Origin of the sequence: Stappia sp. ES.058 (assembly GCF_900105595.1) — a bacterium.
Lineage (GTDB): Bacteria > Pseudomonadota > Alphaproteobacteria > Rhizobiales > Stappiaceae > Stappia.
This window is the reverse complement of the sequence record NZ_LT629784.1, coordinates 1,323,743-1,347,184: the sequence shown is the minus strand read 5'-3', so window position 1 is coordinate 1,347,184 and position 23,442 is coordinate 1,323,743. Positions and strand designations below refer to the sequence as shown.

Sequence of the window (23,442 nt, the reverse complement as noted above, 5' to 3'; positions counted from 1 at the left end):
TCTTTTTTCCTGCTTGCGAACCGTCGTGTGGCAGGACCGGCATGATTGGCAACCCGAACTTCAGGACTGACGGCACGTCCCGCCGGCAGGCGGCCGGCCGGACGCATCGCATAACGGTCTGCACGTCCTGCGGTGGCGGGCCGGAGGATGCCCGACGAGAGGGGAACCGGCTCCTTGCAGGTCTGGCCGATGCACTCAAGGCTGACGGCTGCGCGCCATACGAGGTCGCCGGCGTCAGGTGCATGGCCGGATGCAAGCGCCCCTGCACGGTCGCATTCCAGGCGACGGACAAGGCGTCCTATCTTTTCGGCGAGATCGATCCGGATACCGATATCCCCCCGCTGGTTGCCTTTGCCGCACAATACGCCAGGCTGGACGACGGATGGTGCTCGCAAGGCAGCCGCCCGGCCGGGCTCATCGGAAAGACGCTGGCGCGCATTCCCGCACTGCCGGCCCCCCTTACGCCCGATCGCCCCAACCTTTCGTCCGATCGCCCCAATGAGGACCCCGCGCGATGACCCATTCGACAGGCAGTCCCGTCGCGGTGTCGCTTGAAGGCGTTGCCTTCGCGCCGTCCGGCAAACCAAGCCTTGTCAGGGATATGAGCTTTCACGTCCATGCCGGGGAAATCCTCGCCATCGCCGGTCCCAATGGCGCGGGCAAGACCACCCTCGTTCGAATGATCGCAGGCCTTTCGGACCCCACCGAAGGCGACATCCGCCTCTGGGGCACGCGCTTGCGCGAGATCCCGGCGGCCGAGCGGGCGCGCAGGATCGCCTATGTCGGGCAGATGGAGGATCCGGACACGCGCCTCACAATCGCACAATACGTCAGCCTCGGGCACCTGCCGCACTCGGGGCGTCTCGGCAAGCCCGAACCGGGCCGGTCGCTCGCGGATGCAATCGCGCTGTGTGGGCTGGAGGACCTCGCGCACCGGCAGATCGGAAGCCTGTCGGGCGGCGAACGCCAGCGGGCGAAGCTTGCCCGCGCCATATGCCAGCGTCCGCAACTGCTCGTTCTCGACGAGCCGACCAATCATCTCGACCCGAATGCCCGCGGCGCGCTGCTTGGACTTGTGGCGGGTCTCGGCATCACCGTGGTCGCCGCCCTGCACGACCTGACCCTGATCGACGCCTTCGCCAGCCACGTGGCGCTGGTGCGCGGCGGTCGCCTGGAGGCCTACGGCCACCCGCAGGACGTGCTCAGCCTTTCCAACATCCGCAAGGTCTTCGACGTGGGCTTCCATCGCCTGCCCCACCCCAGCGAGGACCGGCACCTGTCGGTTCTCGACGTTTCGCTTGGCCAAGCCTCTTTTCTTCCGGCCGCAAAAGGATTCTAGTCCCGTGCAACGCTACCTGATTTCACTCGCCGCCATTCTTGCAACGACCGCAAGTGCCATCGCCGCCCCCGTGACCGTCGACAACTGCGGGACACCGCTGTCGTTCGAGAGCGTGCCGCAGCGCATGGTGGTGCAGGACATCAACATGAGCGAAATGGCCTTCGCGCTCGGACTTCAGGACCGAATGGTCGGCGTCAGCGGCATCAGCGGCTGGTACAAGACAAGCCCGGAGTTCGAACGCAAGCGCGGCGAGATTCCCGAAATCGCACCCAAATACCCGACGCTGGAAAATCTGGTCGCCGCAAACCCGGACCTCTTCTTCGCCGGCTGGTACTACGGCATGAAACCGGGCGGCGAGGTCACGCCCGACACGCTCGCGCCCCATGGGATCAAGACGCTGATCCTGACCGAAAGCTGCGTCCACCTCGACAAGAACCGGCCGGCGGCCAGCCTCGACCTGCTCTACGACGACATGATCCGGCTGGGTCGCATCTTCGACCGCGAGGACGCAGCCCAGGCACTCGTGGACGACTGGAAGGCGGATGTGTCCGGGATCGCCGAGCGCATCGGCGACACCGCGAGCCCGCGCGTCTTTCTCTTCGATTCCGGCGAGGACAAGCCTTTCACCGCAGGCAAATACGCCATGCCCACAGCGATGATCTCCAGCGCCGGCGGCACCAATATCACCGGCGACATGGAAACAAGCTGGGGCACGACGTCGTGGGAAACCGTCGCCGCCGCGAATCCGGAGTTTCTCATCCTGCTCGACTATCAAAATGGCGCCGGCGGCGACGCGCTCTTCCGCTTCCTCAAGACCCACCCGGTCATGCAGCACACAAGCGCTGTCAGAAACGCCCGCTACATCAAGCTTCGCTATGAGGAACTGACGCCCGGACCGGCCAATATCGCGGCGATCGACAAGCTCGCCCGCGCCCTGCACCCCGACGCGTTCTAGGCCCGTGCGCTTCGCCTTCTCCGTCTGCGCACTGACACTGCTTCTGCTGACACTTCTCGTTGCGGCCATCGCGACCGGGTCCACGGCGATGCCCTTCGACACGGTGGTCGCGACGCTCGTCGGGGCACATTCCGACTCCACCGCCAGCACGCGCATCATCCTCGATCTGAGGCTGCCGCGCGCGCTTCTGGCGCTGATGGTGGGGGCGGGTCTCGGTATCGTCGGCTGCCTGCTTCAGACCGCGACCCGCAACGATCTCGCCGATCCGTTCCTCTTCGGCCTGTCGTCCGGGGCAGCGGCCGGCGCCGTTTTCGTGATCACCGTTACCGGCGATCTCTTCGGCGTCTGGACCCTGCCGGCGGCCGCCTTCACCGGAGGGATGGCCGCCTCGGGGATTGTCCTTCTGCTCGTTACCCGTATGGGAGATCAGGGACCGGCGCGGCTGGTCCTTGCCGGACTGTCCGTCTCCTTCCTGTTCATGGCCTTCACCAACTATCTGGTTTTTGCGGGCGACCAGCGCGCGGCCCATTCCGTCCTGTTCTGGTCGCTCGGAGGCCTCGGACTTGCAAGGTGGGACCTGCTTCCCGTCGCGCTTGCGGGTCTTGCCGTCATTCTGGCCTTCGCCCTTGTCCGGCATCGCAGCTTCGACGCCCTGCTCGCGGGCGACGACACGGCGCGCAGCCTCGGCGTCGAGGTAGCCCGTCTTCGCAAACTGACGTTTCTCGCCTGTGCATTCGCAACCGCCGCCTTCGTCTCGATCAGCGGCGTGATCGGCTTTGTCGGACTGATGGTGCCGCATATCGCGCGCAGCCTGGCGGGACCGCTTCACGGGCGGCTGATCATGTTGTCGGCCCTGATCGGCGGCTGCCTTCTGCTCTTGAGCGATATCGCGGCGCGAAGCGTGCTTGCGCCGCAGGAACTGCCGGTGGGGATCGTCACGACCTCCATCGGCGCCGCCTTTATCCTCGCCCTGCTCGGCCGCGGCGGGCGCTAGATCAGGCTTGAGGCTCAAGGCTCAATCGGGAACGAAGGACACCACGTTCTTCAGGCATCGAAGCGAGAAGCTCGACTTCGAATGTCTGAGGCCGGCAACGCGGAACAGACGTTCGCGCAGGAAGGCCTCGACGCCTTGGGTGCCATTGGCTGCGACCTTGACGAAATAGTCGTAGTCGCCCGCCATCAGATAGACCTCGAGCACCTCCGGGATTTCCGCCATCACCCGGCCGAACTCCTCCAGCACCTCCGCGTCATGGCGGTCGAGAGACACTTCCACCATCACCGTTTCCCCGACACCGAGCGCGCCGTGGTCGAGCACGGCCGTGTAGCCGGCGATGATGCCTGCCTCTTCCAGCCTGCGCACGCGCTGCCAGCACGGCGATGGCGAAAGCCCGACCTCGCGCGCGAGTTCCGTGTTCGACAGACGTCCGTCGGCGACCAATGCCTTGAGTATCCGCCGATCGATCTCGTCCAGTGTTCGCCGCATGGAAATCTCCTTCTGAGATACAGCAATAATAAAAAAGATTATTCCGCAACATGCCGGAAATTCAGCAAATACGGCAAGAAATTTCGACCAGTGCGCGCAATCATCTGTGTGCCCTCACGCCTCTGGGTTGCCGGCGGGCCACGTGCCCGGCGACAGACAATGCAAAGGAGCGGACGCGGAATGGATTTCGGGCTTTCGGAACAGCAAACCCTGATTTGCGACACGGCACGGGACTTCGGCCGCGACGCGATCGCGCCGCACGCCTACGATTGGGAAAAATCCGGCACGATCCCCCGCGAGATGCTTCAAGAGGCTGGCGCGCTCGGCTTCGGCGCGATCTATGTTCCCGAAGAGCTTGGCGGAACCGGCCTGTCGCGTCTCGACGCGACGCTCGTCTTCGAGGCGCTGGCGCACGCTTGCCCGTCCGTTGCGGCCTTCATCTCGATCCACAACATGTGCACCAACATGGTCGCGAAATACGGGACCGAGGCATTCAAGGACCACTGGCTGGAACGCCTCGTCTCGCTGGAAGCGGTTGCCTCCTACTGCCTGACCGAACCGGGCTCCGGGTCGGACGCCGCCGCGCTGCGGACCCGCACAACGCGCACCGATGACGGCTACAGCCTGTCGGGCGCCAAGGCCTTCATTTCCGGCGGCGGCTACTCCGATCTCTATGTCGTCATGTGCCGGACCGGTGCCGATGGTCCCAAGGGCATCTCGACTATCGCGGTTCCCGACGGCAGCGACGGCCTCAGCTTCGGCGCCCCGGAGCGCAAGATGGGGTGGAAGGCGCAACCGACGACGCAGGTCCAGTTCGACGATTGCGCGGTTCCCGCCGATCATCTGCTTGGCGAGGAGGGCCGCGGTTTCTCCTACGCCATGGAGGGCCTCGACGGCGGTCGTCTCAACATCGCCGCCTGCTCCCTTGGCGGCGCCCAGTCTGCACTGACCGTTGCTCTCAATTACATGGGCGAACGCACGGCCTTCGGCAAAAGTCTCGACCAGTTTCAGGGTCTGCAATTCCGCGTCGCCGAGATGGAAATCGCGCTTCAGACCGCGCGAACGTTCCTGCGCCAGGCGGCCTGGAAACTCGACACGGGTGCCGCAGATGCCACCAAGCATTGCGCCATGGCCAAGGCCTTCGTCACCGACACGGCCTTCAAGGTGACCGACGACGCACTGCAAATGCTTGGCGGATACGGTTACCTGGAAGACTATGGTCTGGAAAAGACGCTGCGTGATCTCAGGGTGCACCGCATTCTGGAGGGTACCAACGAGATCATGAGGCTGATCACCGCCCGCGCGCTGCTTGAAGAGCGCGACAGGGGCTGACGTTTCCGCCGGACCGGTCCGCAAGAACGATCCGGCAAACACGCGAAGAGGAGGCCCCATGACCGACCCCAGGCCGCTTGCCCTTCATGTTCCCGAACCCGGATGCCGTCCCGGCGACACGCCCGATTTCTCCGACTTCGAGATCCCGCGCGCCGGCGCCGTCCGCCGGCCGGAGATCGACGAGGCGCCGGAAGACATGCGCGACATGGCGTTTTCCGTCGTGCGCGTGCTCAACAAGGCCGGCGAGGCCGTCGGCCCCTGGGCCGGAGATCTGGATGCCGAGGCGCTGCGCAACGGGCTGCGCCACATGATGACGCTGCGCCAGTTCGACGAGCGCATGCTCAAGGCGCAGCGCCAGGGCAAGACCAGCTTCTACGTCCAGAACCTCGGCGAGGAGGCGGTCGCCTGCGCCTTTCGCATGGCGCTCGAGGACGGCGACATGAACTTTCCGACCTATCGTCAGGCCGGCCTGCTGATCGCCGGCGGCTACCCGATGACGCAGATGATGAACCAGATCTATTCCAACGCGGAAGACCCGTTGAAGGGCCGCCAGCTTCCGGTGATGTACTCCGCCCGCGACCACGGCTTCTTTTCCGTGTCCGGCAATCTCGGCACGCAGTTCATCCAGGCCGTCGGCTGGGCGATGGCCTCGGCGATCTCGCATGACACGCGCATCGCCGCCGCCTGGATCGGCGACGGCTCGACCTCGGAGAACGACTTTCACGCCGCCATGGTCTTCGCCTCCACCTACAAGGCGCCGGTCATTCTCAACATCGTCAACAACCAGTGGGCGATCTCGACCTTCCAGGGGATGGCGCGCGGCGGCGCGGTCACTTTCGCGGCCCGCGGCCACGGCTTCGGCATCCCCGCGATCCGCGTCGACGGCAACGACTATCTCGCGGTCCACGCGGTCGCGAAATGGGCGGCGCAACGGGCCCGCTCCGGTCTCGGGCCGACGCTGATCGAGCATGTCACCTACCGGGCCGGCGGGCATTCCACCTCCGACGATCCGTCCGCCTACCGCTCCAAGGACGAGTTCGACGCCTGGCCGCTCGGCGACCCGGTGGAACGGCTGAAACGTCACCTGATCACCATCGGCGAATGGAGCGAGGACCGGCACACGCAGGCCCAGGCGGAAATCATCGACACCGTGCGCAGCGCGCAGCGGGAAGCCGAGGCCAACGGCACGCTGATTTCGGGCGACAAGCCGTCGCCGCGCAGCATGTTCGACGATGTCTTTGCCGAGATGCCGCCGCACCTGCGTGAGCAACGCCAGCAGGCAGGATACTGACATGGCCCGGATGACAATGATCGAGGCGATCCGCAACGCCCATGATCTCGCCATGGAGCGGGACAAACGCGTTGTCGTGTTCGGCGAGGACGTCGGCTATTTCGGCGGCGTGTTCCGCTGCACCGCCGGCCTGCAAAAGAAATACGGGCCGCACCGCTGTTTCGACGCGCCGATCAACGAAAGCGGCATCGTCGGCGCCGGGGTCGGCATGGCCGCCTACGGGCTGAAGCCGGTCGTCGAAATCCAGTTCGCCGACTACATGTATCCCGCCTATGACCAGATCGTGTCGGAGGCCGCGCGGATCAGGCACAGATCGGCCGGAGACTTCACCTGCTCCATGGTGATCCGCATGCCGACCGGCGGCGGCATCTTCGGCGGCCAGACCCACAGCCAGAGCCCCGAAGCGCTGTTTACCCATGTCTCGGGCCTCAAGGTCGTCGTGCCGGCCAATCCGCGCGACGCCAAGGGCCTGCTGCTTGCCGCCATCGAGGATCCGGATCCGGTGATCTTCCTTGAGCCCAAGCGGCTCTACAACGGCCCCTTCGACGGCCACCACGACCGACCTGTCGTGCCGTGGAAGAACCATGAGCTCGGCGATGTCTCGGAGGACTATTATACGGTCCCGCTCGGCAAGGCGGAGATCAGTCGCCCCGGCGACGCCGTAACGGTGCTTGCCTATGGGACGATGGTCTATGTGGCGCGGGCGGCGGCCGAGGAAGCCGGCGTGGACGCGGAAATCATCGACCTGCGCACCCTGCTGCCGCTCGACATCGAGACCATCGAGCAGTCGGTGCGCAAGACCGGGCGCTGCATCGTCATTCACGAGGCGACCAAGACCTCCGGCTTCGGCGCGGAGCTGAGCGCGCTCGTGCAAGAACGCTGTTTCTATCACCTGGAGGCGCCGATCGTGCGGGTCACCGGCTGGGACACGCCCTATCCGCATGCGCAGGAATGGACGTATTTCCCTGGGCCGGAGCGCATCAAGCTTGCCTTCACCCAAGTTCTGGAGGGTTAGAACATGGGCCTTTACACGATTACCCTGCCCGATGTCGGCGAAGGCATCGCGGAAGCGGAGCTCACCGAATGGCAGGTCGCCATCGGCGACGAGGTGGGGGAGGACGACGTGCTCGGCACGGTGATGACCGACAAGGCCGCCGTCGAGGTCCCCTCAACCGTGGCCGGCAAGGTCGTCTGGCTGTGCGGCGAACCGGGCGATGTGATCGCCATCGGCGACAGGTTCATCCAGATCGAGGTCGAGGGCGACGGCAACGACACAGGCACCCCCGCGCCTACGAAAACGCCCGAACCGGAGACGGCGTCCGAGGAAAGTGAAGAGACAAGTGAAGAGGCGCGCCCGCCAGAGGCAGTCCCGGAGCCAGCCGCGGACACTCCGGCGGATGCGGACACGTCCGCTCCGCCAGCGCCCAGGGCGCCCGCCGCTTCCGACACGTCGAAAAACGAGACCGCCGTGCGGCGCGAACCGCTGGCGAAAGGCGAGAAGCCCCTCGCCTCCCCGGCCGTACGGCGGCGTGCGCAGGATGCAGGCATCGACCTGCGGCTTGTCGGCGGATCGGGTCCTGCGGGGCGCATCCTGCATGAAGACCTCGACGGCTACATCGAGCACGGGCCCGTCACGGGCCGGGGCGGCACGCGGCTTCCCGCGACCGGCAGCCGCGAGGTGAAGGTCGTCGGCATGCGCCGCAAGATCGCGGAAAAGATGGCCCAGTCCTGGGCCCGCATCCCGCATATCACCATCGTCGAGGAAGTCGACATGACCGCGCTGGAGGAATTGCGGACGCAACTCAATGCCGCGCATGGCGCGGAGCGCGGCAAGCTGACGATCCTTCCCTTCATCATGCGTGCCATCGTCAATGCTGTTGCCGCGCAACCGGAAATGAATGCCCGCTATGACGACGAGGCCGGCATCATTCACCAGTCGGATGCCGTCCACATCGGCATCGCGGCGCAAACGCCGGCCGGCCTCACCGTTCCGGTCGCCCGCCATGCGGAAGCGGCCAGCCTGTGGGAGAACGCCGCCGAACTCACCCGACTGGCGGAAGCGGCCCGCACCGGCAAGGCGACCCGCGAGGAGTTGAGCGGCTCGACCGTCACCATCACCTCGCTCGGGCCTCTCGGGGCGCTTGCAACCACCCCGATTATCAATCATCCGGAGGTGGCAATCGTGGGCATCAACAAGATGGCCACGCGCCCGATGTGGGACGGCGATGCGTTTCGTCCCCGCAAGATGATGAACATTTCCTGCTCGTTCGATCACCGGGTGATCGACGGCTGGGACGCCGCCGTCTTCGTCCAGAAGTTGAAAACACTGCTGGAAACCCCTGCCATGATGTTTGTCGAGGAGTGAGCCGATGAGCGACCTGACCTGCAAGCTCCTGATCATCGGCGCCGGACCCGGCGGCTACATCTGCGGCATCCGCGCCGGTCAGCTCGGGATCGACGCCATCGTGGTCGACGACCAGAAACCGGGCGGCACCTGTCTCAACGTCGGTTGCATCCCGTCCAAGGCGCTGATCCATGCCGCAGAAGAGTTCCACAAGCTGACGCATTACGACGGGCATTCGCCGCTTGGCATTCGCACCGAGAACCCGTCCATCGATATGGCCCAGACCGTCGCGTGGAAGGACGGAATCGTCAGCCGGCTGAATGCCGGCGTCGCGGGACTGCTGAAGAAGGCGGGAGCCCGGATCGTCACCGGCCGCGCCACCTTTCTCGACGGCAAGACGGTCAAGGTCACCACCGGCGACAGCACGGTGCAGATCCGCGCGCAGGCGGTCGTGATCGCGACCGGGTCGGAACCGGTCGAGCTTCCGTTCCTGCCGTTCGGCGGAAAGGTCATTTCCTCCAGCGAAGCACTTGCGCTGACATCCGTCCCGGAAGAACTCTGCATCGTCGGGGCCGGCTATATCGGTCTGGAAATCGGCATCGCCTTCGCGAAACTCGGTGCGAAGGTGTCGATCGTGGAAGCGGAGAGCCGGATCCTGCCGCAATACGACAGCGCCCTCACCCGCCCGGTGCTCAAGACCCTGCATGCGCTCGGCATCGACGTGCATCTCGCCACGAAGGCGAAGGGTGAGAGCGCCGACGGTCTGGCCGTGGAAACCGCCGAGGGCGAGGAAAAGACCCTGCCCGCCGACCGCATTCTCGTCACCGTTGGCCGGCGTCCGCGTTCGGACAGCGGGAATATCGCCAGCCTCGGGCTCGCGACAGACGGGCCGTTCCTGCGCATCGACGACACCTGCCGAACCTCGATGCAGGGCGTCTTCGCCATTGGCGATGTAACGGGAGAGCCCATGCTTGCCCATCGCGCCATGGCGCAGGGCGAGATGGTGGCGGAAATCGTTGCGGGCCATCGCCGCTCCTGGGACAAGCGCTGCATTCCGGCGGTGTGTTTCACCGACCCGGAAATCGTTACCTGCGGCCTTTCACCGGACGACGCCAAGAGCGCGGGACTTGACGTGTCGACCGGACAGTTTCCCTTCAGCGCCAACGGCCGGGCCATGTCGATGGAGGCGGAAGACGGCTTCGTTCGCGTGGTCGCGCGGAAATCCGACGGCCTGATCGTCGGCCTTCAGGCCGTGGGCCATGGCGTTTCTGAGCTCTCGGCCGCCTTTGCTATCGCCATCGAGATGGGCGCGCGCACGGACGATCTCGGGGCCGTCATCCATGCCCATCCGACCCAGAGCGAAGGGCTGCAGGAAGCCTGTCTCGCAGCGCTTGGCCACGCGCTCCACATCTAGGGTGTGGACCCAAACCCGGCGACGTAGCGGGAGCCGCACTGTTGCGGGCAAGGCAACGCCGGAAAGAGGGCAAACGGCGCGCGCCGGCCGGGTCGGCAGCCGCAGACAGAAGCCTTTCCTTGCGGATATGGCCGAATACGGCTGATGGCAAAAAAAACCGGTGCTCGCGACTGCGGCACCGGCAGAGTTTGGGAGACTTGAGACGCTCAGGCACATCCGGCCGGACGATCCGGCGTTTGAAACGTCTCCTGACCACTGGTGGGCGAGGAAGCCCGGACGACTCCGGCGGAGCAAGGCCGGAAACGCTTGGGATGCCCAGCCTGCCACTCCGCACCTGAAACAACAAAGGCCCGATCGACAGAAAAATCATAGCAACATCCGATTGGCTGTACTTGCCGAATTGAACCGGCGAACGGCTATTTTGAACATGAATTTCGCGTTTACTGAAAAACCGGAGTAATTTCATGCAGGATCTGGATGAGACCGATCTCAGGATTCTCAGAGTGCTGCAACTGGACGGATCGCTCTCCGTCTCGGACGTCGCCGATCGGGTCGGACTGTCGCAATCGCCGTGCTCGCGACGGATCAACCGAATGCAGGAGGACGGCGTGATAACCGGCCGCTCGGTGCTACTCGACCGCCGGAAACTGGGCTTCGACGCAACCATCCTCGTGCGCATCAAACTGTCGGGTCACGGACGCCAGTCGATCTCGGTCTTCCAGGAGGCGGCGATGCGCATACCGGAGGTCCAGGTCGTCCAGCTGATGCTCGGAGACTTCGATTTCAACCTGCGCGTCGTCGTGCGCGACATGGATCACTTTCAAACGCTGCTGCGGGACAAACTGGTCATGCTTCCCGGGCTGCACGAGATCCAAAGCACGGTCATTCTGGAGGAAATGAAGTATACGGCACATCTTCCCATATGATCGAAAAGGCAAACGCTATCGACAAATCCGAATATAGACATTGAATTGGCGCAGCAACCCTATAGAATTTCTGAGATGTCGTCATCGAAAGACATGCATAAAACATGGTTTTCTGAATATTCGGGGCCTCGTGGCGGAATGGCGACGCAAGGGATTGCAACTCCCTATATCCTGGTTCGAATCCAGGCGAGGCCTCCATTTTCTTCAAAGCGATGACCTTGCGGATGCCGGGTGTCTGCGGTCGACGCTCCGATCCGGCCCTTCCCGCGATCGTCGCGACCGGGATCCACCTCCCCTATGACGCCGCTGCGCCGGCAACGCGCTCCCGCTTCACTTCGCGCTTGAGCGCCTGCCGGTCGAGCTTGCCGGTCGAGGTCTTGGGCAAGGCCGGTACGATCTCGAGGGTTTCAGGGGCCATGTAGTTCGGCAGGCTGTTCGTCACATGGCGCTTGAGCGCGCGCAGCGTTATCTCGGCACCGCCCGACGTTGCGACGACGGCCGCGAGAAACCTGGTCCCGTCCGCATCGATCCGGTCGATCACGGCGGCCTCGGCCACGTCCGGATGGCTTGAAATCGCGTCCTCGACCTCGCGCAGGTTGATGCGATAGCCGCGGATCTTCACCTGGGCATCGCGCCGCCCGACATAGGCCAGCACCCCGCCCCGGCGGATTTCAACCAGATCGCCACTGCGATAGAGCGGATCCGCGAAGTCGCTATGCAACGGGTTTTGAACGAATTTCTCCGCCGTCATATGCGGGTCGCCCCAATAGCCCCTGGCCACTGTCGGCCCGCGTGCGCACAGTTCCCCGATGCTGCCGGTCTCGCTCAGCGGACGATCGTGTTCATCGAGAACCAGAACCTCCATATGGCTGCAGGATCGTCCGATCGGCAGGGGCGCGTCATCCGGAAGGCGTTCGATTGCATGACAGGTGACATCGTTGGTCTCGGTGGCGCCGTAGATATTGAAGTAGCGGGCGCCCGGCAGCTTTTTCATCAGGTTGCGAAGGGCCTGGGGCGGATAAGGTTCGCCGGCGAAGAACACAACCCGCAGCGCGCCAAGGTCCATCTGCCGCTCCTTGATGTGCTTCTCGATGATCATCAGCACCGAGGGCACCGACTGCCAGATCGTGATGCGGTTTTCGGCGATGAACTGCACCAGATCGACGCCGAGAAACCCGATCCCCTGCGGCACGAGGCACACGGTCGCGCCGCGCGAGAGCGCGACATAAAGATCGAACAGCGAGATGTCGAAATGAAACGGCGCATGTGAGGCCACACGATCCGCCGGGCCGACACCGAAATGCCCAGCCGCCCAGTCGGCGAAGGCGACGATATTGCGATGGGTGATCATCACGCCCTTGGGACGCCCGGTCGAGCCGGACGTATAGAGGATATAGGCCAGATCGGTCTCAAGCGCCTGAAACGGCGCAACCGCACCCGAGGCCTGCGCGATCTGGACGGACGAGACGATGGAGATGCTCTTGCCCGCGAGCTCCAAAGGCTTGTCCCCCAGCACGAGGATCGTGTCAAAAGAGCCCCCGTCGGCGAGGAAGGCTTCAAGCCGCCTCTGCTTGTTGCCGCTCGTGATCAGCACCCGGACCCCGCAGTCGGCGACGATGAAGCCCATCCGCGCCACCGGGCCCGTCGGATCCAGCGGCACGCAGACCGCATCCGCCTTCATGATGCCGATCAGACCGGCGAGCGCTCCGATCGACTTGTCGAGATAGACCCCGACCCGGTCGCCCCGTTTCACGCCGACGGCCTTCAGCGTATTGGCGATCCTGTTGCTTTGCGCCATCAGTTCGCCATGGGTCATCGACGTGGAGCCGCAGGTGACCGCGACCGCACCCTTGCGCAAGTTGCGGGCATCTTCCAGAAGCTGGGGAACGGTGGTCGCCATGGTGTCCTCCTGCGGTGCGGTCTGTCCTGTGTCTCAAAGGGCCGGCTGGCGCATCAGATAGGCGAAATACTCGTAGCGCTCGCCGAGGAAGCGCTCGGCCTTCGCCCACATCTCCTCCTCGGTGATCGAATGCCGGTATTTCTCGCCGACCTGCGAGCGCGCGAAGAGTGGCCGAAGCGTGGTCATCGCGAGGATGTAAAAGAGGTCGTGGTCCATTTTGTAGGTCTTGCGGCGGTCTCCGTCCCAGTCGTTGCGGATGGCATCGCGGTGCTTCTTCAAGAGGAACAGGTGCGGAATGAAATAGCCCCACAGCCGGCGCGCCAGTGGGCGGATTTCCGATTCCGGAACCTCGGGAAAGTACCCCTTGATCTTCGCCGTGATCGGATCGAACTCCATCAGGTTTTCAAGGGTGTACTTGTCGAGCGCGGTGGGGTAGCCGATCTTGCCGACCATGCGATAGATCGCGCTCACCAGATCGCGCCAGGCCTGCATCGCCTTGGCCGGTGCCGGCAGGTGGTTGATGTCCTGCACACTGTCGAGATCGATCAGGAAGAGCTGCTTGCTCTCCACCGAATAGACGAAGTTCCCCCAGTCGCCGGAATAGCGGTACATTTCGGTCAGCGAGAAATCATGCAGGAGCTTGCCCGCCTCGCGCGCGAGCTTTTCGATGACCCGGAGGCGGACACGCTCGTCGTCCGGATCGCCCTCGATGCCGAGGCACTCGCGTATGCCGTCGTAGTGGGTATCGAAGACAGGATCGGTGCCGCGCAACAGGCCGGCGCCGAACAGGATTTCCGAAATCCGGTAGGAGGCGGAGCCTGGCGAGAGCGTGATCACCGCGCCCATCGGCTGGTCCTGGAACCGCAGGGTGTCATCGTACTCGATCACCGCCAGCGGCGCGATGCTCGGCACGCCATGCCTGATCAGCCGCTCCGACGACCAAAACTCGCGGTGCGCGCGCTCATGGACGATGCCGCCGATGGGGCTCGGCGAGGAATAGGCGTATCTGTACTCTCCCTCGTTCGAAATGCCGAAATGCGGGTAGGTCACCAGATACTCCAGCAGATCGGTGAGCGGCGGAACGGGATCGTTGCTCGCATCGTCATGCAGCTTGTTGGAATACTCCGCGTCGCCGGGCAGGATCGGATTCCACAGGCCGACACCCTTGAGCTTCGCGGCCCGAAAGGTGACCGAAGGATCGCTTTTCAGGGCCACCGGTTCCTTGAGTTGCTCCCACGCACCGCGACCCCGCCGGTTGAAGGTCGGCACATGCCCGTTCCAGCTTGCGATATCCAGAAGCCGTCGCCTCTCCTCATCCGGGATTTCGAGGCCATCGAAGCTGTGGGTCACGGTATAATTGAGCTTGTGATGCATGTTCATGGCAATGGATCCTGAAAAGGCGATCGCGGAAACGGGTCAGGCGTAGGTTCGGCTGCCGAAAATCGCCGAGCCGACGCGCACACTGCTGGCGCCGTGGCGGATGGCGGTTTCGTAGTCGCCGGACATTCCCATCGAACGCTGCCCGAGACCGGCGGCGTCGGTGAGTTTGGCGAGCAGGTCGAAATGCGGCGCCGGATCCTCGCCGGCCGGCGGAATGCACATCAGCCCTTCGATCTCAAGGCCATGCGTCTCCTGACATCGCGTCACGAAGGCAACGGCCTTATCCGGATCGATGCCCGCCTTTTGCGGTTCGCGCCCGGTGTTCACCTGCACGTAGAGGCGCGGCGCGCGGCCCTGGCGGCGGATTTCCTTCGCGAGTTCGGCCGCGAGCTTTTCCCGGTCGACCGTTTCGATGACGTCGAAGAGCGCCACGGCATCGCGCACCTTGTTGGTCTGCAGGGGGCCGAGCAGGCGCACCTCGAGACCGGAAAATTCCTCCTTCAGTCCCGGCCACTTGTCGCGCGCTTCCTGGACCTTGTTCTCGCCGAAGACCCGCGCTCCGGCCTCGATCACCGGGCGGATCTCGTCGGCACTCCAGGTCTTGCTGACCGCAACTAGGGTGACCGGATCCCCGCCCGCCCCGCGCTCCCGTTCGGCAGCGGCGACCTTTGCCGTCACTGCATTCAGTCGTTCAACCGATTGGTTCATGGTCTTCTTCCATTGCTGGGTCCGCTCCAGGACCGATTAGCCACCGACCCCGAACAGCTTCGGGACTGCGAGCGTGATTGCCGGAAAGGTCGCCGCGAGCACGACGATCACGATATGCGCGCATATGAAAGGCAGGGCTTCCCTCACCGCCCCCTCGTAAGGGGCGTTGGCGATGCGCGCCGCGGTCATCAGAGTGAGACCGACGGGCGGTGTGATGTTGCCGAGGTTCAACGCCAGCAGCATGACCATGCCGGCATGCAGCGGATCGAACCCGAGTTCCACGAGTGCCGGCGCAAGCACCGGCACCGCAATGATGATGGCCGGCAAGACGTCGATGAACATGCCGATGACGATCAGGAGTGCCGCAACCGCCAGAATCTGGACGTGGGGACTGTCGCTCATGGTCGAGATGGTTTCCGCCGCGTGGCGCGCGATCCCGGAGCGCGTCACGTACCAGCCGAGCACGTTGGAGGCACCAAGAAGCAGGAACACGACGCCGCTGAAACTGACCGTCGAGACAAGTGCCTCCCAGAGATCTGTCCGGGAAAGCTTGCCATAGGCCAGCCCGCCGAGCGCGAGCGCGTAGATACAGGCAATCACCGAGGCTTCCGTCACCGTTGTCAGACCGGTGAGAACGCCGACGATGATCACCAGCGGGATGCCCATTGCGGCAAGTGCCCCGACGCCCGTGCGCAGGATGACCTGGAACCGTACGGGACCGTGGGCCCGATACCCGCGCCGCCAGGACACGACAGCGCTGACGGCGAGCATGCCCATCCCCATCAGGAAGCCGGGCAGAATCCCGGCGGCGAAGAGCCCGAGAATGGAAATGTCGCGCAGCGTCGCGGCGTAGGCGATCATGATGATGCTGGGCGGGATGATCGGCCCGACCATCGCCGAACACGCCGTGACAGCCGCGCAATAAGACGCGCTGTAGCCCTCGCGCCGCATCGAGGGGATCAGCGTGCGGCCGATCGCCGCCGTCTCGGTGACCGCTGCTCCGGTAAGCCCCGCAAACATCAGGCAGGTCGTGACGTTGACATGCGACAAGGCGCCGGGAACACGCCCGAACAGGCTGCTGGCAAAGGCGATCAGCCGGTCGGTCAGACCCGCCCGGTTCATGATCTCGGCGGTGATGATGAAGTAGGGAACAGCGATCAGGACGTATCCGGACACGCCCGAATAAAACCGGTCGGGAAGGATGCTGAGAAAGTCGAGGCCGCCTATGGAGACGGCCCCCGCCAGACCGGCTGCGGTCAGGACGAGGCCGAGCGGCAGGCCGATGACCATCAGGAAGACAAAAGCGAAGGTCGCGCTCATCGCGTCGCCTCCAGTGGCTTGCCCGTCTGGGCTGCGGCCTGTCCGGCCGATGTCTCCGGTGACGCAATGGCCCCGGCGTCCCAGGCCATCCCGTCGTCCGTCACGGCCGCAAGCTCATCGTCCGCGGCCAAGTCGGCATCCCGGTTTTCCAGAAGCGCCACACCATCAACGAGATGAAGACACAGCACGACACCGGCAACCGGAACGGCGGCGGCGGTCCATCGGTGGGAAACCTGGATCGTGTCGGACACGATGAAGAGATGCGTTGCGCCCCCGAAAAACTCGGCGCCGTACCAGACAAGGGCGGCGGCAAAGATTGCGATCGCCGTCAGGTTGACCGCCTGTGCGATGCGCAGTCCCCAGGCGGGCAACGCACGCGATGCGACCATGATCGCAATGTGCTCACCGTATTTGAACGCCACCGTGATGCTGAGCATTCCGAACCAGGGAAGAAACAGCCGCAAGATCGAAGGCCGGGTGTTGGCATAAAGCCAGGACAGCACGCCACCATCGAACAGGTCGCGCGCACCGACCACGGAGAGCGACGAGGCAAGCACCTCCAGCGCGACACCCATGGCGGAAATGCACAGCATCATGAGCAAAAGAACCGCGCACACGGCAAGGGTCGCCTTGTTGGCGACATCGCTGATCCAGTGCAAACGGTCTCTCAGGGTCATCGCCAAAAAAGGTCCTCGGTCACACACAGGGAGGCAGTCCTGAAGCCGAACTCCAGGGGCGGGTCGGGGCGCCACCGCGCTTCAAAATGCGGCGCCGGATGACGGACACAGGCGGCCCGGGGCGCATCGCACATGTGCAACACGCGAAGGCATCAATCCCCAACCTGGTTTCAGTCGAGATACCGCTCGACGTCCGCTTGCTGCTGCCTCAACTGAATGCGATCGATCTGGGCGCGCATGTCATCGAAAAGCTTCGCCTTCGGACCGAACTCCTCCACGAGCCAGTCGCGGTAGATCGGCTGCGCAATGTCGCGCATCCGCTTTTTCTCGGCATCCGGAAGCACATAGCACTCGTCGAATTTCTCGCAAGAGTTCACCCAGCCGACGACGGTGATCTGCGTGGCGATGCCGTGCGCCATCGCCACCGCTTCGCGCGCGGACGAGACGATGATCTTCTGATAGTCGCGCGGCAGCTCCTTGAACCAGGCCTCGCTGACGCTCCAGGTGATCGTGTTGTAGACGTGCCCGCTCCACGTCGTGTAATCGGTCACGTCATAGAGCTTGAAAATGTCGTTGACGCCCGGTGCGTGGAAATGCCCGTCGACAAGGCCCGTGGCCAGGCCGGTCTGCAATTCGCCCCAGGGCAAGGGCGTGGGAGAGGCCCCGAGCGCCCGCATGATCGTCATGTGGGCCTGGTTTTCCTCGACGCGAATGCGCATCCCCTTCAGGTCTTCGACCGTCCGGATCAGCCGCTTGTTGTTGGCGAAGGCAACGAAGCCGCCGCCGTCGTCGAGCGTGCCGAGATAGCGCAGCCCGCTTTCGGCGACCATCGGCTTCATGAACTCGGCAAACCACGCGGAATCGAAAAAGGCCCAGGCCGTGCGATAGTCGGGAAAGAGAAATGGCGCCGTGATCATCTCGTAGTTGCGATAGAAGGACGCCTGCGTTCCCGATCCCAGCATCACGGACTGGATGGTCTTTCCGCCGCGCGCCTGTTGCGCGGCCTCAACCTCGCCGCCGAGCGCGCCATTGCCGAACACCTCGACCTGGACCGCGCCATCGGTGGCGGTTTCGACCAATTGCTCGAAGTGCTTCAGCGCCGGCGCCGTCTCGTTGTTGGTGAGGTCGTCGGGGTAAAGATGCGCGATCGTCATCGTGTAGTCTGCCGCCTGCACGGCGGATGCGAAGCCGAGCAACGCAACCAGAAGTCCAACCAGGGGAGCACCTCGAAACCTCGACCCGACGGATGTCCGGGGGGCGGAACCGCGCAGCATGTCACCGCCGCCGCCCTCCCCCGCGCTCCGGTGGCAACCGGCCTTGTCTTTCGGCGGGCAAGACATTCGCGCGGCGTCGATCATGGACCCCTCCAGGTTCAAAAGACCAGCTGCAGTTTCAGCCTCTTCAAAACCTATTCAGCAACCAGGGATCGGTCTAATTCTATTTTTCTATTTTTGGTAACACTCAAGACGTTCGCGCCGGTCGACCGCCTGCACAAAACAAACAGCGCGCGCAAAACGATCGGGAACGTTTCCGCACCCGATCGTTTGCCTGCCGTGCAGGGGGCCTCGTAAGGCTAACCGCTCACGGCGCCCTTGCTGGCAGAGGTCGCGAGTTGCGAGTATTTGCTCAAGACGCCCGACTTGTAGCGGGCCTCCGGCTGCCGCCAGGCGGCCGCCCGCTTGTCGAGTTCCGCCTGATCGACGTTCAGTTGCAGAAGCTGCGTCGGCGCATCGATGGTGATGCTGTCGCCTTCCTGAACAAGAGCGATCGGGCCGCCGTCGAACGCCTCGGGGGTCACATGCCCAACCAGCATGCCCCAGGAGCCGCCGGAAAACCGGCCGTCGGTAATCAGCCCCACCTTGTCGCCCAGTCCGCGCCCGATAATCGCCGATGTCGGTGCCAGCATTTCGGGCATTCCCGGACCGCCCCTCGGTCCAAGATAACGCAGGACCAGCACGTCGCCGGGCCGGATTTGGTCCGACTGAATGGCATCCATCGCCGATTGTTCGTCATCGAAGACACGCGCCGGCCCGGTGATCGAGGTCGACTTGAGACCGGTGATTTTCGCCACCGACCCCTCCGGCGCCAGATTGCCGCGCAGGATTGCCAGATGTCCTTCGGGATAGAGCGCCTGATCGATCGGGCGGATGACGTCCTGGTCCGCCGGCGGCGCGTCCGGCACACTTTCCAGTTCCTCCGCCAGGGTCCGGCCGGTAATCGTCATGCAGTCTCCGTGCAGCAGGCCCGCATTGAGAAGGATCTTGAGCACCTGCGGGATCCCGCCCGCCTTGTGCAGGTCGACGGCCATGTATTTTCCGGACGGCTTGAGGTCGCAGATGACCGGAATTTTGCGGCGCACCCGCTCGAAATCGTCAAGCGTCCACTCGACTTCCGCGGCATGACAAATCGCCAGATAGTGCAGGACGGCATTGGTGGACCCGCCGGTCGCCATTACCAGCGCGATGGCGTTCTCGACGCTCTTGCGCGTGACGAGGTCCCGGGGTTTCAGCCCCTTTTTGACGGCCTCGACCAGCACCCGGGCCGACTCGGCCGTGGAGTCCTTCTTTTCCTGATCGACGTTCGTCATCGTCGAGGAATAGAACAAAGCCATGCCAAGCGCCTCGAAGGAGGAGCTCATCGTGTTGGCCGTATACATGCCGCCGCAGGCGCCGGTGGTCGGGCAGGCATTGCGCTCGATGCCCTCGAAATCCTCCTGGCTCATACGCCCGGCCTTGATCGCACCCACCGCCTCGAAGGCGGAAATGACGGACAGGTCCTCACCTTTCCATTTGCCCGGCTTGATCGTGCCGCCATAGACGTAAATCGCCGGCACATTCGCTCTGACGATGCCGATCATGCCGCCAGGCTTGTTCTTGTCGCAGCCGCCAAGCACCAGGACACCGTCCATCCACTGGCCCTGAACCGTCGTTTCGACGCAATCCGCGATGACCTCCCGGGATATGAGGGAGTATTTCATCCCTTCGGTTCCCATTGCCATTCCGTCGGAAATCGTCGGAACCCCGAATATTTGCGGATTGGCGCCGGCTTCCTTGATCGCCGCAACGGCGATTTCGGCAAGTGGCTGAATGCCCGCATTGCATGGCGTGATGGTCGAATGACCATTGGCAACGCCGATCATGGGATTGTCGAAATCCTCTTTCGTATAGCCGAGGCCGTAAAACATAGCCCTGTTCGGCGAACGCTCGATCCCTTGCGAAATCGTCTTCGAACGCTCGTTGTATGGCACCCGATATCCTCCTTGACGGGACAGTTCCTTCTCGCCGGCCGGACGACCGCTTTCGTGCCGCCTCTGCACAGACGGCCGCGACCCACGCCCGCGTTCCGGCGGGTCGATCCGCCATGGGGCTTCACACCCCGCCCCGGCCCGCCGGCTCGCAAGCCAAGCCATAGACCGGACGTATCGCCGGGCGGATCTGGACGCAGACAGGTTTGCTGGGATCCAGCATGGATCCATCCGGGTCCCGACCGAAATGCGAAGGGCCGCAACGTCACTGACCAGTTCCCGCTTCGTCCCGATGAAGCATTTGAGAAATAGACAGATTTCGGGAAAGTAGCGCCTGACGCTTAATTTCAGAAATATATTTATCGATATCAATTAGGTCAAAAAACATATCAATTCTCGCGCCGGGCGACACCGCGGCCGCCCGGCAGGACACTATCCGTGTCCATTGGCAAACACTGCGCCCGAAGCGTGACGCCCCGGATGTTTAGAAAAAGCGCCGTGGGAGCCTGCGTCCTCATCACGGCCCTCGGACGCGATACGCTCGCTGATCGTTTCCGATATCTCCACGAGCCGCGTTACCGTGGGGGATGGATCATCCCGCCGCCACACAAGGCCGGTTTCTATCATTGGCGGCTCTCCGTCCAGCTCCACATAGACGACCCCGTCACGCCCCAGACGCTTCAGCGATCCGGGAACAAGCGCGATCCCCATACCGGCGGAGACGAGGCTGATGATCGTCTGCATTTGTATCGCTTCCTGCCCGATCGTCGGCTGAATGCCATTGGTCACGAAGTAGGTCGTGATGATGTCATGGAATGCAGGAGCGCTTCGCCGCGGGAACAGCACCAAGGGGGCCTCCGCCACGTCCTGGAGACGCAGACGTCCCTGCGCCAGCTCAATGCGCCCGCCGCGCACCCAGTCCTCCGGCACGGCCGCGATCAACGGCTCCCGCAACAGGGGCAAATAGGCAAGCGAGGCATGAAGTGTCGCATGCAGCGGAATGATCAGGCCCGCATTGATCTCTCCCTGAAGCAGCGCCTCGATCTGAATGTCGCTGGTCATCTCCTTCAGGGACACCTTCACGTCCGGGTAGGTCGCGCCGTAGTGACTGATCAGTTCCGGCAGGAGATTGTAGTCCGCCGTCGTCACGAACCCGAGCTTCAGGCTCCCGATTTCCCCTCTCGAAAGCTGCTTGGCCAATCCCGGCAACGCCTCGACATCTTCAAGAAGTCTGGTGACATGCGACAACAGGTGCTCGCCAACCGGCGTGAGCGCGACGTTGCGCTTCGTTCGCTTGAAGAGCGTAACCGACAGTTCCTCCTCCAACGCAAGAATGGCCTGGCTCAGGGGCGGCTGTGTCATGCAGAGCCGCTCGGCCGCACGGCCGAAATGCAACTCTTCCGCCACCGTAACGAAAAACTTTAGCCTCCGGAGATTCATTGCTTGCCTTCTTCTGTCTCGGGGTCGCCAACCAGAGGTCGGCCTTCTCAGTCGAAGCACGTATTTTCACATCATGAAACATACATAAAATATATTACATGAAATCGTTTATTAAGGTTGCATTATAAATTAGTTTCTCGTGCTATTCGCATATATAATACACGCAAAATGCTTTTGTCACTCGCATAACGATAATAGGATTCTTTAAGACAAAAAAATCACCAATAAATCAGAATAGATTCGTGAATTCGAATGATAACATCAATGTTTATAATAAAATACCCAAATTTAATTTTTAAAATTTAATATTTTGAATTATAAGTCATAAAATAATAATAATAATTTCAAATAATACATAATTAAAATTTGGAAATACAATAAACCTTGATGGGGTCAAAAGCGAATTCAAGTCACTACCTTTCCAGCCGAAAGGCGACTTCCGCAGTCAACCGACATGACAGGAGCGATCGATGGATTTCAGTTTCTCTCCCGAACAAGACGCCTTCAAGGAGAAGGTCATGCAATTCGCGCAGGCGGAGTTGAACGAGGGAGACCTGAAACAACGCGATGCGGACTGTGTCCTGTCGCGCGACTTGTGGAAGAAAATTGCCGACTTCGGGATCCTCGGCCTGCCGTTCGACACGGCCTACGGCGGTGGCGAGAAGGACATCATCACCACCGTTCTGGCGATGGAAGCGCTCGGCTACGGATGTCGCGACAACGGCCTGCTGTTCAGCATGAACGGGCAGATGTGGACCGTTCAGATGCCGATCGCGCAATTCGGCACCGACGAACAGAAAGACAGGTACCTGCGCGGCCTGATCAAGGGCGAATTGATCGGCGCGCACGGCATCACCGAGGCCGAAGCCGGGTCGGACGTGATGGCGCTCGGCACGACCGCGACGCGGGACGGCGACGACTACGTGCTGAACGGCGCCAAGGTCTTTTGTACGAACGGCCCGGTTGCCGACGTCTTCGTGATCTTCGCGACCGTCGACAAGAGCGCGGGGTCGCTCGGCCTCACGGGTTTTGTCGTGGAGCGCGACACGCCCGGGCTGATCGTCAGCGAGAACCGCAAGAAAATGGGCTTGCGTACCTCGCCCATGGCCTGGCTGACGCTTGAGGATTGCCGCGTGCCGGTGTCCGCTCGCATCGGCAAGGAAGGCCAGGGCGGACGGATCTTCAACAACTCGATGGAGTGGGAACGCTCGTCGATCCTGGCCAATCTCGTCGGGGCGATGGAGCATCAGGTCGAGGACTGCATCCGCCACGCCAACAAGCGCACGCAGTTCAGAAAGCCCATCGGCAAGTTCCAGTCCGTCTCCAACCGCATCGTCGACATGAAGCTTCGGCACGAAACCTCCCGGCTGCTGCTCTACAAGGTCGCCTGGCTGAAGAAGACCAAGGGAAGCGCTGCCATGGAGGCGGCGCTCGCCAAGCTCTACCTCAGCGAGGCCTGGGTTGCGTCGTGCCAGAACTCTGTCGTGATCCACGGCGGCTACGGCTACATGGCCGATCAGGAGGTCGAGCGCGATTTCCGCGATGCGGTGGGCAGCCTGCTTTATTCGGGCACATCCGACATCCAGCGCACCATTGCAGCCCGTGCCCTCGGGCTTTGATCCCGGCCCGCCTGAGCGGGGTGACCACCACGCCGGCTCGAATCAGACAACAACAGCAGGAATTACAATA

20 protein-coding genes and 1 tRNA gene are annotated in these 23,442 nt (G+C 63.1%); 12 read left to right on the top strand and 9 right to left on the bottom strand.

Features of this window, described 5'->3' with window-relative positions; translation table 11 throughout:
- Positions 1-41: 41 nt before the first annotated feature.
- The 4 genes from BLU32_RS06190 to BLU32_RS06175 are packed head-to-tail and all read left to right on the top strand — an operon-like array spanning position 42 to position 3,288.
- Positions 42-518 carry a DUF1636 domain-containing protein gene (locus BLU32_RS06190; RefSeq protein ID WP_093805468.1) on the top strand — a complete coding sequence of 159 codons (477 nt, stop codon included), beginning with the start codon at positions 42-44 and terminating at the stop codon, positions 516-518.
- Entirely contained in the window at positions 515-1,339 is an 825-nt protein-coding gene (locus BLU32_RS06185) for an ABC transporter ATP-binding protein (RefSeq protein ID WP_093805467.1), read from the top strand. Before BLU32_RS06190 ends, BLU32_RS06185 begins: the two co-directional genes overlap by 4 nt.
- Before the next feature lie 4 nt (positions 1,340-1,343).
- Positions 1,344-2,294, top strand: a complete 951-nt coding sequence (locus BLU32_RS06180; protein ID WP_093805466.1) for an ABC transporter substrate-binding protein — start codon at positions 1,344-1,346, stop codon at positions 2,292-2,294.
- Between the two features lie 4 nt (positions 2,295-2,298).
- Positions 2,299-3,288, top strand: coding sequence for an iron ABC transporter permease (locus tag BLU32_RS06175; protein ID WP_093805465.1), 990 nt, complete (start codon positions 2,299-2,301; stop codon positions 3,286-3,288).
- A 21-nt stretch (positions 3,289-3,309) separates the two neighbouring features.
- Here the strand turns inward: BLU32_RS06175 and BLU32_RS06170 are convergent, their stop codons facing one another.
- The gene (locus tag BLU32_RS06170; protein WP_093805464.1) at positions 3,310-3,777 is read right to left on the bottom strand and encodes an Lrp/AsnC family transcriptional regulator; all 468 of its coding nucleotides are present in this window, start codon (positions 3,775-3,777) and stop codon (positions 3,310-3,312) included.
- Between the two features lie 180 nt (positions 3,778-3,957).
- On the opposite strand from BLU32_RS06170, the gene BLU32_RS06165 reads away from it, so the two are divergent.
- From BLU32_RS06165 to BLU32_RS06135, 7 genes are all read left to right on the top strand, one after another.
- Positions 3,958-5,109: an acyl-CoA dehydrogenase family protein gene (locus BLU32_RS06165; RefSeq protein ID WP_093805463.1), complete on the top strand. Its 1,152-nt coding sequence runs from the start codon at positions 3,958-3,960 to the stop codon at positions 5,107-5,109.
- A 58-nt stretch (positions 5,110-5,167) separates the two neighbouring features.
- Positions 5,168-6,400 carry a 3-methyl-2-oxobutanoate dehydrogenase (2-methylpropanoyl-transferring) subunit alpha gene (locus BLU32_RS06160; RefSeq protein WP_093805462.1) on the top strand — a complete coding sequence of 411 codons (1,233 nt, stop codon included), beginning with the start codon at positions 5,168-5,170 and terminating at the stop codon, positions 6,398-6,400.
- A 1-nt stretch (position 6,401) separates the two neighbouring features.
- Complete coding sequence (locus BLU32_RS06155; protein WP_093805461.1) at positions 6,402-7,415, top strand: alpha-ketoacid dehydrogenase subunit beta; 1,014 nt, start codon at positions 6,402-6,404, stop codon at positions 7,413-7,415.
- A gap of 3 nt (positions 7,416-7,418) precedes the next feature.
- Positions 7,419-8,765 (top strand): dihydrolipoamide acetyltransferase family protein, encoded by a 1,347-nt coding sequence (locus tag BLU32_RS06150; protein ID WP_093805460.1) that lies wholly within the window; start codon positions 7,419-7,421, stop codon positions 8,763-8,765.
- 4 nt (positions 8,766-8,769) lie between these two features.
- Positions 8,770-10,158 carry a dihydrolipoyl dehydrogenase gene (lpdA, locus tag BLU32_RS06145; protein ID WP_093805459.1) on the top strand — a complete coding sequence of 463 codons (1,389 nt, stop codon included), beginning with the start codon at positions 8,770-8,772 and terminating at the stop codon, positions 10,156-10,158.
- A gap of 464 nt (positions 10,159-10,622) precedes the next feature.
- Positions 10,623-11,084 (top strand): Lrp/AsnC family transcriptional regulator, encoded by a 462-nt coding sequence (locus tag BLU32_RS06140; protein WP_093805458.1) that lies wholly within the window; start codon positions 10,623-10,625, stop codon positions 11,082-11,084.
- Positions 11,085-11,208: 124 nt separating this feature from the next.
- Positions 11,209-11,282 (top strand) — tRNA-Cys (locus BLU32_RS06135).
- 97 nt (positions 11,283-11,379) lie between these two features.
- Here the strand turns inward: BLU32_RS06135 and BLU32_RS06130 are convergent.
- The 8 genes from BLU32_RS06130 to BLU32_RS06095 form a co-directional block, all read right to left on the bottom strand.
- Complete coding sequence (locus BLU32_RS06130) at positions 11,380-12,984, bottom strand: amino acid adenylation domain-containing protein (RefSeq protein ID WP_093805457.1); 1,605 nt, start codon at positions 12,982-12,984, stop codon at positions 11,380-11,382.
- 33 nt (positions 12,985-13,017) lie between these two features.
- Entirely contained in the window at positions 13,018-14,364 is a 1,347-nt protein-coding gene (locus tag BLU32_RS06125) for a hypothetical protein (protein ID WP_093805456.1), read from the bottom strand.
- A gap of 36 nt (positions 14,365-14,400) precedes the next feature.
- Positions 14,401-15,072, bottom strand: a complete 672-nt coding sequence (locus tag BLU32_RS06120; protein WP_093805455.1) for a YggS family pyridoxal phosphate-dependent enzyme — start codon at positions 15,070-15,072, stop codon at positions 14,401-14,403.
- Positions 15,073-15,108: 36 nt separating this feature from the next.
- Positions 15,109-16,392, bottom strand: coding sequence for a TRAP transporter large permease (locus tag BLU32_RS06115; protein ID WP_093805454.1), 1,284 nt, complete (start codon positions 16,390-16,392; stop codon positions 15,109-15,111).
- The gene (locus tag BLU32_RS06110; RefSeq protein ID WP_093805453.1) at positions 16,389-17,069 is read right to left on the bottom strand and encodes a TRAP transporter small permease; all 681 of its coding nucleotides are present in this window, start codon (positions 17,067-17,069) and stop codon (positions 16,389-16,391) included. The genes BLU32_RS06115 and BLU32_RS06110 overlap by 4 nt, the downstream gene beginning before the upstream one ends.
- A 170-nt stretch (positions 17,070-17,239) precedes the next feature.
- The gene (dctP, locus tag BLU32_RS06105) at positions 17,240-18,427 is read right to left on the bottom strand and encodes a TRAP transporter substrate-binding protein DctP (RefSeq protein WP_093805452.1); all 1,188 of its coding nucleotides are present in this window, start codon (positions 18,425-18,427) and stop codon (positions 17,240-17,242) included.
- Positions 18,428-18,642: 215 nt separating this feature from the next.
- Positions 18,643-20,316, bottom strand: a complete 1,674-nt coding sequence (ilvD, locus tag BLU32_RS06100) for a dihydroxy-acid dehydratase (protein WP_093805451.1) — start codon at positions 20,314-20,316, stop codon at positions 18,643-18,645.
- A gap of 429 nt (positions 20,317-20,745) precedes the next feature.
- Complete coding sequence (locus BLU32_RS06095; RefSeq protein WP_093805450.1) at positions 20,746-21,753, bottom strand: LysR family transcriptional regulator; 1,008 nt, start codon at positions 21,751-21,753, stop codon at positions 20,746-20,748.
- Positions 21,754-22,223: 470 nt separating this feature from the next.
- Between BLU32_RS06095 and BLU32_RS06090 the strand changes: the two genes are divergently transcribed.
- Positions 22,224-23,372 (top strand): acyl-CoA dehydrogenase family protein, encoded by a 1,149-nt coding sequence (locus BLU32_RS06090; RefSeq protein WP_093805449.1) that lies wholly within the window; start codon positions 22,224-22,226, stop codon positions 23,370-23,372.
- The last annotated feature ends 70 nt before the right edge of the window (positions 23,373-23,442 follow it).